Genomic DNA, 14,935 nt, shown 5'->3' with positions numbered 1-14,935 from the left:
GGCGTGCGGTCGCCGGATCTGGTCACTCGTGGACGCCGCTGTCGAGAACGGACTCGGGCAGACCGAACGTTCGTTAACGATATCGCTTACGTTTACGTAAACGGTCGCGTGGCCCGGGTTTGAATTTATAGCCCAGCGCGCGTTCGCCCGACAGACCTAAGCCTACCGTTCTTCTGCCATCAATCAACGTGCCCGACGACACCTCCGACGGGGACGACCACGAGGCGCCGCCGTTCGACGTCGATGCACGCGAGGACGGGGAACGCCCCGTCGGCGACCTGTTCGAGACGGTGTCGGACAGGCGGACACGGTACGTCCTCGCGCACCTCGAGTCGCTCTCGGTGGACGTGGTGGACCTCGACGACGTCGCCGAACACGTCGCGCGGCGAGAGCGGGCGGCCGACAGCGCTGGCGATCCCTGGACGGACGACACCGACGTCGAGGCGGAGGACGGCACGGCTGACGACGAGGTCGGGGCCGCGCGTCGCGAGGGGTCCGGACCCGACCGCGAGCGACACCGCCGGCGCGTCGCGGTGACGCTCCACCACAACCACCTCCCCAGACTCGACGCCGCCGCGGTCCTCGACTACGACCCCCGGTCGCGGACCGTCCGGTACTGGGGCGACGACCGGGTGTCGACCGTGCTCGGACTCCTGGAGGCCTCGGAGGGGCCCTGAGCCGGCCGGCGGTGACGGGCTAAAATCGAACACGGAAGCCGGTAAGTATATGCGGATCCGCGTCCAATTCGCGGCCAGTCACGAGGGACCGACCGGTCCCGATCCCGACGGTCCCCGGGAAGGGAGTGTCCCGTCCGCACTGCGTTCTACCGGGACCGAGCCACGAAGTATGAGAGACACCGACGAACCCCGAGACGACGCTAACCGGCGCACGGAGCGACGTCACGTCCGCTACGACCCGGAGGCCGACGACCGGCCGAGCGAGTTGCTCGTGACGGCGGTCGCCGACGCCGCCGGCGTGGACCCGCTGGAACTGGACCCGCTGTTCCGGACCGTCGACCCGGACGTGCTCGACGAGTTCGTCGGCGCGGGCGGCCTCCCCGACGTCGACGGCCGGGTCTCGTTCACGTACGAGGGCTACCGCGTGACGGTCCACCCGAGCGGGCTCATCGAACTCGAACCGGTCGACTGAGATTCCGGCGGCGACTCCGCCCGGCGTTCTCGTCGACGACCCGGCGAGCGCGGCGTCGGGACCGAGTTCCGCCGGTCCTTCGACCGCCCGCCGGGGCCCATGAGCGACCGGATGCAGGACAGCGCCAGCGGAGCGGCCGCAGAGCCCGGCCTCGAGACGCTGGACCTCCACTCCGGGGCGGCCCACGATGCGATGCACGTCGTGAGTCGGATCGACTCGGGGACGCTGTCCGCGCCCTCGCAGTACGGCGCCTCGCACAACTCCGGGAGTGAACCGACTGGGACGACTGCGCACCCTCGACTTGGGCGCTGGTCGGGGCGCTCGCGGACGTAACAGGTGTGTGGGTACTCGGACCGAAAAGAGGGCTACCGGAACGTCGTCACTCCGGCTTCAGGCCGCCGTCCTGCACGCGCATGACCGCCTCGCCGTCCGCCAAGTTGGGCGCGTCGACCAGCCGGACGATGCGCTTGTCGCCCTTCGACTGCCGCAGGTAGATGCGGAACGTCGAGGTGTGGCCCAGGATGTTGCCCCCGATGGGCTTGGTGGGGTCGCCGAAGAAGGCGTCCGGGTTCGACTGGACCTGGTTGGTGACCACCACGGCCGCGTTGTGGAGGCTGCCGAGCCGGACCAGGTCGTGGAGGTGCTTGTTGAGCTTCTGCTGTCGCTCGGCGAGCTCGCCCCGACCCACGTACTCCGCGCGGAAGTGGGCGGTCAGCGAGTCGACGCAGACCAGCCGGACGGGCCACTCCGAGTCCTGGTTCTCCTTGACGAGCTCCTCGGCCGTCTCGGCCAGCAGCATCTGGTGGTTGGAGTTGAACGCCTTGGCGACGTGGATGCCGTCGAGCACCGAGTCGACCAGCCCGTCCTCGGTCCGGACCTGGTGGAGCCGCATCGCGGCCTGCTTGGTCTCGTCGTCGAGCCCGCGGACCATGTCGTCGATGCGCTCGGGCCGGAACGTGTCCTCGGTGTCGACGAACAGCGCGGTCCCCTCCAGCCCGCCGTGGTCGCGGGGCAGCTGGACGTTGACCGCGAGCTGGTGGGTGACCTGGGACTTGCCCGTGCCGAACTGGCCGTAGACCTCGGTGATCGACTGGGTCTCGACGCCGCCGCCGAGCATCTCGTCGACCGCCGGGACGTTCCACTCCAGCTTGCCGACCTGGTCGCGGCGCGCCAGTACCTCGGTGCCGGTCTCGAAGCCGCCCACGTCGGCCTTCTCGCGGGCCGCGCGGATGATGTCCGCCGCGTTCGACTCGCCGACGTCCGCCGTGTTCGAGAGCTCGCCGGGGCTCGCCACCGCGATCGAGACGAACGAGTCGTAGCCCGCGTCGCCGAGCTTCTCCGCGGTCGCCGGTCCGACTCCTGGGAGCGTGTCGAGTTTCTCTGTCGCTGCCATCGGCAGGTGTTGGGGCCGCGGGGAGATAAGGAGGCGTATACTGGGCAGTGAAAGTGAAACTGAACGCGGAGTAGGGCCGCCGCGCCCACCGAGTGCGGGGCGACCGACCGTCACCGGCCGGCGGACGACTCGGCCCGGTGGCGCGAGCCGCCCGGGAACAGTTAACTGACCGCCGTCCGACGAGTCGACCATGGCGCTACTGTCCGAGGAGACCGAGCGGTTCGTCCGCGCGATGGTGCCCGACCGCGACGACACCCTGCGCGAGATGGAGGCCCACGGCGAGGCGATCGGCTTCCCGACCGTCGGGCCGGCGGTCGGCGGCTTCCTCCGGCTGGCGGCCCGGATGGTCGACGCCGAGCGGATCTTCGAGTTCGGGTCGGGGTTCGGCTACTCGGCCTACTGGTTCGCCGGGGCGCTGCCCGACGGCGGCCAGATCGTCCTGACCGAGCACGACGCCGACGAGCTCGACGACGCCCGGGAGTACCTCGCGGCCGGCGGCTACGCCGACCTCGCGGCCTTCGAGGCCGGCGACGCCCTGGAGACGATCGAGCGCTACGAGGGCCCCTTCGACGTGGTCCTCGTCGACTGCCGGAAGCGCGACTACCCCGACGCCTTCGACGCGGTCCGGGAGAAGGTCCCGGAGGGCGGGGCGATCATCGCGGACAACGCGATGCAGAGCTCCGCCCAGGACTTCGGGGCCATCGTGTCGGTACTCGAAGGCGACGACCCCGGCGACGTAGACGAGGAAACTCGCGGCGTCGTCGACTACCTCCGGTCGGTCCGGGACGACCCGTCGTTCGAGACGGTCCCGATCCCGCTCGGCGAGGGCATCGCGGTGAGCTACAGGACGGAGGCGTAGCCCGCCGACGGTACCGGATCGGATGACGACGCAGAGAAGTACGGACACCCGGCGGCGTCGAACGGGCCGCCCGCAGCGATGAGGGCGGCGACCTATCGCTCCCCGTCGACGCCGATCTCGTCGGAAAACTGCGCGAAGAACTCCTCCATGAACTGCCAGCGCGACTCGCCGAGCCGGCGGCCGGCCGGCGTGTACAGCGCGTCGAGCCGCTCCCGCGCCCACTCCCGGAGGAGCCCGACGTCGGGGTCGTCCGGCGCGTCCGCGCCGGCGGCGGACGCGTCGTCGATGACCGCGTACCGCTCGCCGGCTCGGCCCGACCGCTCGCCGACGATGCAGGCCAGTCGGACGATGCCGCGCGCACCGGCGGCGTCGAGCTTGTCCGCGTCGAAGAGCAGCCTGGCCTCGGGAGTCTCGGGCTCGGGCGAGCTGGCCCGGACGCTGTGGGCCCGGATGCAGTGTTCGACGGCGTCGATGCTGTCGGTCGCCACCCCCTCGGTGGCGAGCAGGTCCGCGGCTTCCCGCGCGGCCCACTGGTCGTGGTCGGCTATCTCTCCGGTGCGTTCGAGCGGCCGTCCGATGTCGTGCAACCACGCCGCGGCGGCGAGCACGTCCCTGTCGACCGCACCCTCGGACTCGCCCGCCAGCCGGAGCGCCACGTCGCGGACCCGCTCGGCGTGGAACCGGTCGTGGGCCGGGAGGGCGTCGTCGTAGTAGGGCAGCGCCAACCGCCGTGCGAGGGGACCTAGCTCCTGAGTCACGGATGGTGGAGACGTCTCTCCCCGCGGAATTAGAGGTTGCGGAACTGTCAGATGGGCGGTGACCGGGACCGGGAGCCCCGGTGTCGGCCGATTCGCGACGGACCTCCGCCCCTCAGGCGAGGTGCCGGTAGGCCCGGAGGGTGTTGCGGCCGGCCTCGGTGAGCGAGAGGTACTTCCGGCGGCCGACCTTCGCGACGTCGACGTACCCCTTCGATTCGAGGGGATCGACGACGTGGCGGTCGAGCAGCCGGTACAGCCCCTTCTCTGTCTCGGCCGACGACTCGGCGACGAACCGGAACCGCTCCGCCCGGGCGAACTCGACGAGCTCCTTCTTGCTCGCGCCGCGGTACCGCCCGCGGGCGTCGGCGGCGTCGGCGTCAGCGGTCGCGTCGGTCTCCGTCGCGTCCCCCTCCGCCCCGACCTCGCGCTCCCGTTCGTCGATGAACCGGAGGAACGCCACGTGAGTCGCAGAGGGGCTCTCGATGGGATAGGTCGGCAGCGAGAAGACGCGCTCGACCGCGTCGTGGAGCGGTTCGGACGGGACCCGCTCTGCCGCCGGGCCGTAGTCTGGCCGGGCGTAGATCGGCGTCGCCCCGGTCGCCATGCAGGCGATCATCCCCGCGATGGCGGTGATCTTGCTGCCGCCCGAGAGGTTGACGTACACGTCGTCGCCCTCGTGGTCGTCGATGGCGGCCGCGACCGTCCCCAGGGTGTCGTAGAGGTCGAAGATGTCGCACTCCCGGCGCTCGAGTTCGATGCGCTCGTTGGCCGCCAGCTCCGCGACGAGTCGGTCGAGGTACGGCACCGCGGCACGGCTGTCGTCGTAGGCGACGGCGACCACCTTGTCGGCCTTCCACTCGAATATCGGTCGCCTGAGCCGCTCGTACTCGAACCCGAGCGGGACCACCTGGACGCGCTCGGCCACGGGCGGATCGTCGTTCATGGTCTCCTCTCCCGCCACATCGGTTAAAATAGTACGGAAACGTCGTTACCGATGCGACGGTATCGGCTCTGTCGGACCGTCTCGATTCTGTCTCACCGACGCTGGTACTCCTTCGACCACGTCGGTACGAGTCACTCACCGCCTGGCCGACCCCAACTGGACGAGCAACGCCCCGGCGGCGACGGCGAGAATTCCGCCGATTTCGTGACCACGAATCGTCTCGCCGAGGAACAGCCATCCCAGGACGGCGACCTGGACGAGCATCGTGTTGTTGATGACGCTCGATTCCACGGCCGTGAGCGTCTGCAACGTCCGGTTCCAGAGGGTGAACGCGCCGGCCGTGTTGACCACCGCCAGCCACCCGACGATGCCCCAGGCGTACAACGGGAGCGCCGGCGGCCCCTGCACCGCGACGCCGACCGCCAGCAGCACCGCGGCCCCGATGGCCATGCTGACCGTCGTGACCGCCACCGGCGAGAGGGGTCCGTCCCGGTTGACCCGTCGGCCGACCAGCGACCCCGCGGCGTTCCCGACCAGGCCGACGCACATCACCGCCAGCCCGAACGCGGAGCCGAGCGGGCCGGCCCACGGCCGGAAGTAGAGCCCGGCGCCCGCGAGCAGCACCGCCAGGCCCGCCCACTGGCGAGCGGTCGGTCGCTCGGCGGCGACCGCAGTCCCGGCGAGCGCCACGGCGACCGGGGTGAACGTCAGCACGAGGCTCACCGTCGCCGCCCGGAGGTGGCCGAGCGCGACGAACTGCGCGCCCTGGGTCACCGCGTACAGCAGGAGCCCGAGCGCCAGCAATAGACCCCACTCCGACCGCCCGGCCCGCCTGACCGCCCGGTGGTGGCCCCGGCGGACGAACGACGGGAGCAGGACGATCGCGGCGAGGCCGTACCGGAGTCCGGCGAAGGTGAGCGCGGGGATGTCCGCGAGGCCGACGTCGATGAGGACGTACGACGACGACCAGAGGAGCGTGACGAACAGCGCTTCCAGCGCGGCCCTCGCGTGCGTCGACACGGAGGGGACTCTGCGACCGGCGACGTCCGACCACTCGACCATGGCCGAGGTTGGCGGCCGACGGACGGTGAAGGTGTTTCCGTTACTGTCGTTACTATCGTTACCGTCCGCGGCGGTGCGTCGCAACCGTCAGCAGACGTGACCGCCGCCGTCGACCCAGACCGTCTCGCCGGTGACGTAGGAGGCGGCGTCGCTCGCCAGGAAGAGGTACGCGCCGGCGAGCTCCTCCGGGTCGGCGGCACGGAGCGGGAGGTCGGGGGTCTCGCCCTCGGGCGCCATCGCCGCGGCCTCCTCGGCCCAGCCCTCGCGGATCTCGGTGGCGACCGGGCCGGGCGCGACCGCGTTGACCCGCACGTCCTCGGTCGCGAATTCGAGCGCGGCGCCCCGGGTGATCATCCGGACCGCGCCCTTGGTGGCGGCGTAGTGGGAGTGGTCCCACGCCGCCCGGCCCTGGGTGTCCGAGGAGGTGTTAATCACGACGCCGGGGTCGCCTCGCTCGATCAAGTCCTCGGCGGCGATCTGGGTCCCGAAGAAGGTGCCCCTGGCGTTGACGGCGTGGACCTCGTCGAACTCCTCGGGGGTGACGTCCAGGAACCGCCGCTTGGTGTAGACGCCGGCGTTGTTCACCATCGCGTCGACGCCCCCGAACTCGCGGGCGGCCTCGACGACGGTGCGTATCTGGTCCGGGTCCGAGACGTCGGTCTCGACGTACTCGGCCGTCCCGCCCGCGTCGCTGATTCGCTCGTGGGTCGGCGTGGTCTCGTCGGGGCCCTTCGGTTCCTCGCGGACGTCCGCGACCAGCACCGTCGCGCCCGCGTCGCCGAACGCCAGCGCGACCGCCCGGCCGATGCCGGCGGCCCCGCCGGTGACGACGACCGTCTGGTCGGAGAAGTCGGGATTCAGCGTTGCCATTCCGTGTCGGTCGTGGCGGCGCCGCCCCGTAACGGCGTCGACCGGTCGACCGGACCGTGGCGCGGCCCGACCGCCGCCTCACATCGCCCAGTCGACGACCCAGCCCATCACGCCCATCGCGAGCATCGCGATACCGACCGCGGACGTGGTGGGTTCGGGGAAGAAGAACAGGACGGCGCCGACGATGAGGAAGGTGGCGATGAGCCCCTCGTCGAGCCACGAGCCGTCGTCCTCCTCGTCGGTCGCCCCGTACTCCGGGTCCTGATAGCCGTACATGTCCTGGTCGGCGTCGACGGTGTCGCCGCCGGGCCAGAGCCCCCACCCGGTGGGCCAGTACTCGCCCCGGGGGCCGTACCCGAAGAAGCCGGTGTCGTCGTCGGCGACCGCGTCGCGGTCCGCCGCGGGTTCGTCGCCGTGGACCTCCCGGTACGTGTCGTCGTACTCGTCGTCGGTGTACGGGTCGTTCGCCATGCCGAACGGAACGTCCGTGACGGGGTTATTACCTGTGGCCGAAGTGTCAGACGACGCCGGGCGCAAGCCGGTGGTCGAGCGGCGGCGACGCCGGAAGTAGTGTCGAGACGTGGCGTCGAGACGGCCTCAGAGCAGCCAGTCGACGACCCACGCGACCACCCCGAGCGAGATGAGGAAGATGCCGATGGCCGACGTCGTGGGCTCCGGGATGAGGAAGAGCGCGAGACCGACCAGCAGGAGCGTCCCGATCACTCCCACGTCCCACCCGGCGCCGTCGTCCCGCTCGGCGTCGGCCCCGTCGTATTCGGCCCCCTCGAACGACTCGTCCTCGTAGACGTCGTCCTCGTCCGTGGCCCAGAACGGCCAGGAGAAGGGGTACATCGAGCCACCCAGCGGCAGTAGCGTGTCGTCGTAGGGGTCGTCGACCTCCTCCTCGCGGACGCCGCGCGTGTCTCCGACCTCCTCCTCGTCGTACGCGTCGGCGGGGTAGCTGTCGTCGCTCATGGTCCCCAGTCGGGCCGGAGAACGGTTATCGGTTGGGGCCGAGCCGGCGAGTATCGGCACTCCGCGCACCCGGAACGCGATCAGGCGAGCCAGTCGAGCAGCCACAGGGCCGCGCCGACCGCCATCAACGCGACGCCCAGGCCCGACGTGGCCGGTTCGGGGAACAGGAACAGCGCGAGGCCGGCCACCAGCAGCAGGGTCACCAGTCCCTCGTCCCACCAGCTCTCGTCCTCGGTGGCCTCGGCGCGCAGGGCCTCGTCGTCCCTGTCATCGGACTGCTCTCTGCGGTACTCTACCCCGGTGTCGTCCGCGTCGACGTCGGCGCGGTCATCTGACGGGCCGACGCCGGCGCGGTCGTCGGACGGGTCGTCCGCCATGCCCGAGGCGACGCCAGCGCGGCGGTTATCGGTTCGGGCCGCGGGGCGCGGTGCGGGCTCACTCCCGCCGGCTGCCGGGCTGGGGGTCGACGTGGGGCTTCGCCATCAGGTCCTCGAACCGCCGGGCGTCAAGCCACTCCAGGAGCTCGACCAGCTGCTCGGTGGCGGCCTCGAACAGCCGCTCGCCCTTCTCGGGGGTGGCGTCGGTCTGGTCGCCCAGGACGCCGTTCGCGGTGTTGTCGATGGAGTCGTAGAAGTTGCGCGCCCCGTGGACGTACGCGTCGTCGCTGTTCGCCCAGTCGACCAGGCCGCCGTCCCGGGCGTCCTCGAGCCTCTCGGTCCGGACGTGCTCCGGGTCGAGGTGCATCATCATCGCGGTCTCCTTGGGGCCGCCGTGGGGACCGTTTGTCGCGAACAGGTCGTCGACGAGGTCGGGGATCGACTCGTCCCACATCCACTCGACCGCGTAGGCCGCCTCGTCCTCGCGCAGGCGGCGGCCGACCTCCCGGAGGTGGGTCTGGTTGCCGCCGTGGGCGTTGACGAAGACGATGCGGTCGATGCCGTGGTACGCGAGGTTGCGCGAGATGCTCTCGACGTAGTCGCGGAACGCGGGCGCGTCGGCCCACATCGTGCCGTGGAACTGCTTGTGGTGGACGCTGACGCCGACGTTCACGGTCGGCGTGCAGAGGTAGCCGGTCCGGGCCGCCGCCTCGCGGGCCAGCCCCTCCGCGATGGCGTGGTCGGTCGACAGCGGGAGGTGGGGCCCGTGCTGCTCGGTCGATCCCAGCGGGACGACCGCCAGCGACTCCTCGGCCACGTAGTCGCCCAGCTCCGGCCAGGTCTGGTCGGCGAGGTACATACCGATTAGGCCGGCGGCGAGCGAGTAAAGTGCTTCCCCGCCCGTAGCATCACGGGAACTGCGCCGCGTCCGGTGTCGGAGCGACCCCCGAACGCCACCGGGAGCTGCACTCGTCCGGTACTCCGGGACGGTCCGGTGGAGCGCTCCCGAGGCAAAGGCGGTTACCGCTCGGTAACCTCCTTTCACGGGGGTTAGGAAACGTATAATTCCCTGGCGGCCCACGCTCGAAACACGATGTCTGACTGCCTCGACGACGACGCCCCACCGAGCGCGAAGCTGGTCGTGAAGGTACTCGAGTACAGCGACGAACCGCTGACCCAGCAGCAGATCAGCGAGCGGACCCGGCTGTCGCCCCGCACGGTCCGCAGCTCCATCAAGCGCCTCAAGGACCAGGGCGTCATCGACGAGCGCGTCTACATCCCCGACGCCCGCAAGCAGCTCTACGCGCTCACCGACTCGGTCCAGGAGTGCCTCCAGGCGGGCGAGAGCGCCGCCGAGAGCGCCGAGGCGGTCTGAGACCGGCGTCGCGACCGGCCCCGGGTTCCGGCCGGAACCCGCCGATCGAGGGAACGATAACCAGACACCCGTTCCGCCGAAGACTGTCGGGCACACGGCGCGGGGGCCGCGACCCAGTTGCTTTCTCTACGTCATTCCGGTTCCTCGTCCGCCGAATCCGAAACCGCTTCCTCCCGGCCCCGTGACGGTCACGGCGTGACCGAGTACGACAAGCTGGTCCGGGACGAGATTCCGGCCGTCATCCGCGCGAACGGCGAGACGCCCGTGACCCGCGTGGCCGAGGGCGAGGAGTACCGACGCCGCCTCCGCGAGAAGCTCTGCGAGGAGGCCGCGGAGTTCCGCGAGAGCGGCGACCCCGAAGAACTCGCCGACGTGCTGGCGGTGATCGCGGCGATACGCGACGCGGAGGACATCGACGGGGAGGAACTCGACCGACTCTGCGAGGAGAAGGCCGACGAGCGCGGCCGGTTCGACGAGGGCGTCGTCCTCGAACGCGTGGAGTAGGAGACGGAAGCGCCAACCGGGGAACCGCGGCGTCTCAGTCGTCGGTGGTCGGGTACTCGCGCGCGAGGTCGACGTCCGCCAGCGTCGGCTCGCCCGACACCTCGTGGGTGCCGACCGGCGGTCGGTTGACCTCGGCGGCCGGCGACGCCTCGACGTCGGTCTCGTCGTCTAACTCGGTCATCTCGCCGTCAGCGCCCCTCGCGTCCTGGTCGATGCGCATCGAGCAGAACTCCGCGCCGCACATCGAGCAGAACCGGGCCTCCTTGTAGTTGTCGCCCGGGAGCGTCTGGTCGTGGTAGGACCGGGCGCGCTCGGGATCGAGCGCCAGCTCGAACTGGCGGCGCCAGTCGAACTCGTAGCGGGCCTCCGAGAGGGCGTCGTCCCAGTCCCGGGCGCCCGCCCGGTCGTTGGCCACGTCGGCGGCGTGGGCGGCGATGCGGTAGGCCGCCAGGCCGTCGCGGACGTCCTCGGCGTCCGGGAGCCCGAGGTGCTCCTTCGGGGTGACGTAGCAGAGCATCGCGGCGCCGGCGCGGGCCGCCTCGGTCGCGCCGATGGCGCTGGTGATGTGGTCGTAGCCCGGCGCGACGTCGGTCACCAGCGGCCCGAGCACGTAGAACGGCGCGCCGTCGCAGACCGCCTGTTGGCGCTCAACGTTTGCCGCCACCCGGTCCATCGGGACGTGGCCCGGCCCCTCGACCATCACCTGGACGCCCCTGTCCTGTGCGACCTCGGTCAGCTCGCCGAGCGTGTCGAGCTCCGCGAACTGGGCGTCGTCGCCCGCGTCCGCGAGACAGCCCGGACGGAGCCCGTCGCCGAGGCTGAACGTCACGTCGTACTCGGCGAAGAGCTCGCAGATGTCCTCGAATTTAGCGTAGAGAGGGTTCTGCATCCCGTTCTCCTCCATCCACTGGGCGAGGATGGAGCCCCCGCGCGAGACGATGCCGGTCTTGCGGCCGTCGGTCAGCGGGAGGTGCTCCATCAGCACGCCGGCGTGGATCGTCATGTAGTCGACGCCCTGCTCGGCCTGCTTCTCGATGACGTCCAGGAGGAGTTCGTGGGTTATGTCCGCGACGTCGTCGACTCGCTTGACCGCCTCGTAGATGGGGACGGTGCCGACCGGGACCGGCGAGTGCTCGACGTTGGCCTCCCGAATGCGGTCGAGGTACCCGCCGGTGCTGAGGTCCATCACGGTGTCGGCGCCGTAGTGGACCGCGGTGTGGAGTTTCTCCAGTTCCTCCTCGACGCCGCTGTCGGTCTCGCTGTTGCCGATGTTGGCGTTGACCTTCGTCGCGAACTCCCGGCCGATGATCATTGGGTCGAGCCGGTCGTGCCCGACGTTGGCCGGGATGACCGCCTGCCCCTCGGCGACCTGCTCGCGCACGAACTCGGGGTCGACCCGCTCGCGCTCGGCGACTCGCTCCATCGCGTCGGTGACCGTGCCCTCCCGGGCGCGCTGTAGCTGCGTCACGAACACTGGGTTGTACCACCGGATAATAAATCCACGGGGCGGCCCCTCGCCCTACCCGGATCGCATCGACCGGTAGTAGGCGACGCCGGCTGCGGCGCCGACCGCGAGCAGGTACGCCACCGCCCACCCGAGCGGTTCGAGCGACACGCTCGCGGAGAACCCGGCGTCGACGGCGACCTCGGTGGCGAAGTGGCCAGGGAGGTACGAGGCCAGCCAATGGGGGTCGCCGACCATCGGGTTCTGGAAGAAGAACACGTCGACCATCGGCGCGAACAGCAGGAGGTACACCCCCGCCAGCCGCGAGAGCGCGAGGCCGGCCAGCGCGCCGACCAGCCCGTAGGTCAGCCCCGCGAGCACCGACGCGGCGACGAACCAGCCGAGGCGCTCGGGGACCACCTCGACCGAGAGGACGCCGAGCGAGACGCCGGCCGCGACGCCGGCCGCGACCGCCAGGAGGCCGACGCGCGCGACCAGCAACTGGGCCGGCCGGTAGCCCGCGACGACCAGCCGACCGTCGGCGTCCCGGGCGTTCAGCATCAGGAACAGCCCCGCGATGCCCCCGACCAGCGCGCACAGCAGGGGGACGAGCAGGATACCGTACAGTTCCGAGGACGGAACCGCGACCGTCCCCTCGCCGGCCACCGCGACGGGCACCGGCGACGCCGGCAGCAGGTAGACGAGCACTCCCACGAAGTACGCCGGCAGGAAGACCAGCAGCGCGAGCAGCACCGGGGTCCGGGCGTACTCGCGCAGGCCCATCTCGAACGCCGCGGCGACCCGTCTCGCGAATCCGAGCCCCGGTCGGTCGCCGCCGTCGCGGGGAGCGCCGCCGTCGCCGGCCGGCGCCCCGGCGTCGATTCTGCTCACGACAGCACACCTCCCCGACCGGTCACGCGGACGTAGACCGCCAGCGCCGCGACGAAGGCCGCACCGAGGTACGCCAGGGCGGCGAGGGCGTCACCGGACGCCACCGTCCCGTCGAACACCGCCGCCTGGAAAATGTCGTGCGGGTAGTGCAGCGGCAGCAGCTTCAGCGCCGGCGAGTCGACCGCGACCACCCCGCTGGAGAGGAAGTCGTCGAAGTCCACGAGGAAGACCAGGACCAGCGAGCCCTCGAGCGCCCGCGGGAGCACCGCCCCGACGAGCATCCCCACCAGGCCGTAGAGCAGCGCCGCGAGCGTCAGCGCGCCGAACGCCGCCGCCGGCGCCGCGGGCTCGACCCGCCACTGGAGCACCGCGGTCGAGACCGCCGCCACGAGCGCGCTGCCGAGCGCGACCGCCGCCAGCCGCGAGGCGAACAGTTCCGCGCGGTCGTAGCCGCAGACCCGGAGGCGCTCGTCGGCCTGGACCGCGCCGATGCTCTGGAACAGCCCCAGTATCCCGGCGAGGAAGGCCGCGGCGTAGACCGCGCCGTTGACCCGGCCCATCTCGGCCATCGACTCGACGGCGAGCCCCGGGAACTGGGGGAACGCCGCCATCGCCGCGCCGTACCCCTCGATCACGACCACCGGGAAGGCGACCAGCAGCGCGACGTTCAGCGGCGTGCGAACGAACGCCCGGACGTGCGAGGCCACGCCGATCCGGAGTCGGCGGAGGCGGCTCCTCCGTTGCGGTCGGGCCGGACCGGCCGGCCCCTGCCGTCCGCCAGCGCCGTCCGGACCGCCCGCGGTTCGTGTGCTCTCAGGCATCGGTCCCGGCCTCCGGTGCGGGGTCGTCGCGGTCGGTCGCCTCGTCGGCCGCGGAGTCGCGGCCGGCGCCCGGGTCCCGGGGGTCCTCGCCGGGCCGGTCCGCCGGGTCCGCGTCGGTCACGTCGGCCAGCCGGCCGTCGGTGAGCTCGAGGATGCGGTCAAACCGCTCGCGCTCGCTGACGAAGTGCGAGATGACCGCGATGGCGACCCCGCGGTCGGTCAGCTCCTCGGTCAGCTCCCAGAACGCGAGGTACGTCTGCCAGTCGAACCCGGTGTACGGCTCGTCGAGGAACAGCACGTCGGGGTCGGCCATCACCGCGACGCCCAGGTTGACCTTCTGGCGGTTGCCGCCGCTGAGCTGGTCGACCCGGTAGTCGAGGAACTCCTCGAAGCCCAGTCGCTCGGCGAGCCGGTCGCGGGCCTCGCGGATCTCGTCGCCGGCCAGCCCGTGGGCGGTCCCGAACAGCCGGAACGTCTCGGCGACCGTGAGCCGGTCGTACAGCAGCGGGTCCTGGGGGCACCACCCCGCGACGCCGTCGACGACCACCTCGCCGTCGTCCGGTTCGAGCGCGCCGACGAGGAGCTTCATCAGCGTGGACTTGCCCGACCCGTTCTCGCCGACGATGCCGACGATCTCGCCCGCCCGGACGTCGAGGTCGGCCCCCCGGAGCACCTCGACGGTCCGAGCGAGCGGCAGCGGCGAGTCGTAGGTCTTCGTCAGCCCGCGCCCGCGGACGACCAGGTCGCCGTCGAGCCCGTTCTCCGCTGCTCCGCGATCGTCTCCGTCGGCCGGAACGCGGTCGTCCCGCACTCCGTTTTCTATATTCACCATATACCGAATATTCCGTAGGACACGATTTATTTGTTCCGGTGGCCTATTCCCGACACCGAATGACCGACTCGAACGCCGATTCCGACACGGACGCCGAAGGCGACCCCGTCTCCGGTGCCGACGCGACTGGACCCGACGACGAGGCCGTCCGGGAGGCCCGCGAGGAGGTCGTCGAGGCGCTGGCGCGGGCCGCGGACGTCTACGGCATCAAGCCGAGCTACGGCCGGCTCTACGGCCTGCTGTTCTTCGCCGAGGAGCCGCTGTCGCTCGACGACCTCGCCGACCGGAGCGACTACGCCAAGTCGACGGTCAGCACCGCGATGACCGCGCTGGAGCGGTACCACTTCGTCCACCGCCGGTCGATCCCCGGCGAGGGCAAGAAGGCCTACTTCGAGGCCGAGACCGACCTCTGGCACGTCTGCCAGCAGTTCCTCACCCAGGAGGTCCGGAGCGAGGTCCGCATCATGACCCGCGCGCTCGACGACGCCGCCGAGACCCTCCGGGCGGCCGACTCCGAGCGCGCCCGGCGCGACCTCGAGAAGGTCGAGAGGCTCCGGAGCCTCTACGAGAAGGCCGACACCGCGGTGACCGTGCTGACGAGCTCGTCGCTCGACAGGATCACGAGCGTGCTCCGGCGGCTCCGATCGGGGGAGTAGGGCCGGCCCGCCGGTCGCCGGTTCGG

The 14,935-nt window shown here is 71.1% G+C and carries 20 protein-coding genes; 7 read left to right on the top strand and 13 right to left on the bottom strand.

The features are described 5' to 3' along the window. The first annotated feature begins 188 nt into the window (after nucleotides 1-188). From ACQUQF_RS23205 to ACQUQF_RS23195, 3 genes are all read left to right on the top strand, one after another. Nucleotides 189-677: a DUF7344 domain-containing protein gene (locus ACQUQF_RS23205; RefSeq protein ID WP_435181695.1), complete on the top strand. Its 489-nt coding sequence runs from the start codon at nucleotides 189-191 to the stop codon at nucleotides 675-677. Nucleotides 678-846: 169 nt separating this feature from the next. After that, on the top strand, nucleotides 847-1,149 hold the full coding sequence (locus ACQUQF_RS23200; RefSeq protein ID WP_435181693.1) for a HalOD1 output domain-containing protein: 303 nt from the start codon (nucleotides 847-849) through the stop codon (nucleotides 1,147-1,149). Between the two features lie 99 nt (nucleotides 1,150-1,248). Then, the gene (locus tag ACQUQF_RS23195) at nucleotides 1,249-1,482 is read left to right on the top strand and encodes a hypothetical protein (protein ID WP_435181691.1); all 234 of its coding nucleotides are present in this window, start codon (nucleotides 1,249-1,251) and stop codon (nucleotides 1,480-1,482) included. Nucleotides 1,483-1,528: 46 nt separating this feature from the next. Here ACQUQF_RS23195 and radA read toward each other — a convergent pair whose 3' ends face one another. Then, complete coding sequence (gene radA / locus ACQUQF_RS23190; protein WP_435181689.1) at nucleotides 1,529-2,542, bottom strand: DNA repair and recombination protein RadA; 1,014 nt, start codon at nucleotides 2,540-2,542, stop codon at nucleotides 1,529-1,531. Between the two features lie 190 nt (nucleotides 2,543-2,732). On the opposite strand from radA, the gene ACQUQF_RS23185 reads away from it, so the two are divergent. Continuing rightward, nucleotides 2,733-3,401, top strand: coding sequence for an O-methyltransferase (locus ACQUQF_RS23185; RefSeq protein ID WP_435181687.1), 669 nt, complete (start codon nucleotides 2,733-2,735; stop codon nucleotides 3,399-3,401). A 92-nt stretch (nucleotides 3,402-3,493) separates the two neighbouring features. On the opposite strand, the gene ACQUQF_RS23180 is transcribed toward ACQUQF_RS23185, so the two are convergent. The 8 genes from ACQUQF_RS23180 to ACQUQF_RS23145 form a co-directional block, all read right to left on the bottom strand. Beyond that, nucleotides 3,494-4,159, bottom strand: a complete 666-nt coding sequence (locus ACQUQF_RS23180; protein ID WP_435181685.1) for an HD domain-containing protein — start codon at nucleotides 4,157-4,159, stop codon at nucleotides 3,494-3,496. A 112-nt stretch (nucleotides 4,160-4,271) separates the two neighbouring features. Further along, on the bottom strand, nucleotides 4,272-5,102 hold the full coding sequence (locus ACQUQF_RS23175) for an HFX_2341 family transcriptional regulator domain-containing protein (protein ID WP_435181683.1): 831 nt from the start codon (nucleotides 5,100-5,102) through the stop codon (nucleotides 4,272-4,274). Between the two features lie 135 nt (nucleotides 5,103-5,237). Further along, on the bottom strand, nucleotides 5,238-6,164 hold the full coding sequence (locus ACQUQF_RS23170; RefSeq protein ID WP_435181681.1) for a DMT family transporter: 927 nt from the start codon (nucleotides 6,162-6,164) through the stop codon (nucleotides 5,238-5,240). A gap of 87 nt (nucleotides 6,165-6,251) precedes the next feature. Continuing rightward, nucleotides 6,252-7,034, bottom strand: coding sequence for an SDR family NAD(P)-dependent oxidoreductase (locus ACQUQF_RS23165; RefSeq protein ID WP_435181680.1), 783 nt, complete (start codon nucleotides 7,032-7,034; stop codon nucleotides 6,252-6,254). A 78-nt stretch (nucleotides 7,035-7,112) separates the two neighbouring features. Then, a complete protein-coding gene (locus ACQUQF_RS23160; protein WP_435181678.1) occupies nucleotides 7,113-7,505 on the bottom strand; it encodes a hypothetical protein in 393 nt (130 codons plus the stop codon). A 126-nt stretch (nucleotides 7,506-7,631) separates the two neighbouring features. Beyond that, nucleotides 7,632-8,009, bottom strand: coding sequence for a hypothetical protein (locus ACQUQF_RS23155; protein ID WP_435181677.1), 378 nt, complete (start codon nucleotides 8,007-8,009; stop codon nucleotides 7,632-7,634). Nucleotides 8,010-8,089: 80 nt separating this feature from the next. Continuing rightward, nucleotides 8,090-8,386, bottom strand: coding sequence for a hypothetical protein (locus ACQUQF_RS23150; RefSeq protein WP_435181676.1), 297 nt, complete (start codon nucleotides 8,384-8,386; stop codon nucleotides 8,090-8,092). Nucleotides 8,387-8,444: 58 nt separating this feature from the next. Then, entirely contained in the window at nucleotides 8,445-9,245 is an 801-nt protein-coding gene (locus ACQUQF_RS23145; protein WP_435181674.1) for a creatininase family protein, read from the bottom strand. Nucleotides 9,246-9,479: 234 nt separating this feature from the next. Here ACQUQF_RS23145 and ACQUQF_RS23140 point away from each other — a divergent pair, with 234 nt between their 5' ends. Together ACQUQF_RS23140 and ACQUQF_RS23135 are read left to right on the top strand one after the other, a co-directional pair. Continuing rightward, nucleotides 9,480-9,761: a winged helix-turn-helix transcriptional regulator gene (locus ACQUQF_RS23140; RefSeq protein ID WP_435181672.1), complete on the top strand. Its 282-nt coding sequence runs from the start codon at nucleotides 9,480-9,482 to the stop codon at nucleotides 9,759-9,761. A 195-nt stretch (nucleotides 9,762-9,956) separates the two neighbouring features. Next, nucleotides 9,957-10,265, top strand: coding sequence for a nucleoside triphosphate pyrophosphohydrolase (locus ACQUQF_RS23135; RefSeq protein ID WP_435181671.1), 309 nt, complete (start codon nucleotides 9,957-9,959; stop codon nucleotides 10,263-10,265). Nucleotides 10,266-10,299: 34 nt separating this feature from the next. Here the strand turns inward: ACQUQF_RS23135 and thiC are convergent, their stop codons facing one another. From thiC to ACQUQF_RS23115, 4 genes are read right to left on the bottom strand one after another with little or no spacing between them, the layout of a single operon-like run. Continuing rightward, nucleotides 10,300-11,733 carry a phosphomethylpyrimidine synthase ThiC gene (thiC, locus tag ACQUQF_RS23130; RefSeq protein ID WP_435181670.1) on the bottom strand — a complete coding sequence of 478 codons (1,434 nt, stop codon included), beginning with the start codon at nucleotides 11,731-11,733 and terminating at the stop codon, nucleotides 10,300-10,302. Nucleotides 11,734-11,784: 51 nt separating this feature from the next. Then, nucleotides 11,785-12,600, bottom strand: a complete 816-nt coding sequence (locus tag ACQUQF_RS23125; RefSeq protein WP_435181668.1) for an ABC transporter permease — start codon at nucleotides 12,598-12,600, stop codon at nucleotides 11,785-11,787. After that, nucleotides 12,597-13,421, bottom strand: a complete 825-nt coding sequence (locus tag ACQUQF_RS23120) for an ABC transporter permease (RefSeq protein WP_435181667.1) — start codon at nucleotides 13,419-13,421, stop codon at nucleotides 12,597-12,599. Before ACQUQF_RS23120 ends, ACQUQF_RS23125 begins: the two co-directional genes overlap by 4 nt. Further along, nucleotides 13,414-14,253, bottom strand: coding sequence for an ABC transporter ATP-binding protein (locus ACQUQF_RS23115; protein WP_435181666.1), 840 nt, complete (start codon nucleotides 14,251-14,253; stop codon nucleotides 13,414-13,416). Before ACQUQF_RS23115 ends, ACQUQF_RS23120 begins: the two co-directional genes overlap by 8 nt. Before the next feature lie 59 nt (nucleotides 14,254-14,312). Between ACQUQF_RS23115 and ACQUQF_RS23110 the strand changes: the two genes are divergently transcribed. Beyond that, entirely contained in the window at nucleotides 14,313-14,909 is a 597-nt protein-coding gene (locus ACQUQF_RS23110; RefSeq protein ID WP_435181665.1) for a GbsR/MarR family transcriptional regulator, read from the top strand. The last annotated feature ends 26 nt before the right edge of the window (nucleotides 14,910-14,935 follow it).

It is taken from the genome of Halorussus sp. AFM4, from assembly GCF_051194995.1.
Lineage (GTDB): Archaea > Halobacteriota > Halobacteria > Halobacteriales > Haladaptataceae > Halorussus.
This window is presented reverse-complemented; position numbering and strand designations above follow the sequence as displayed.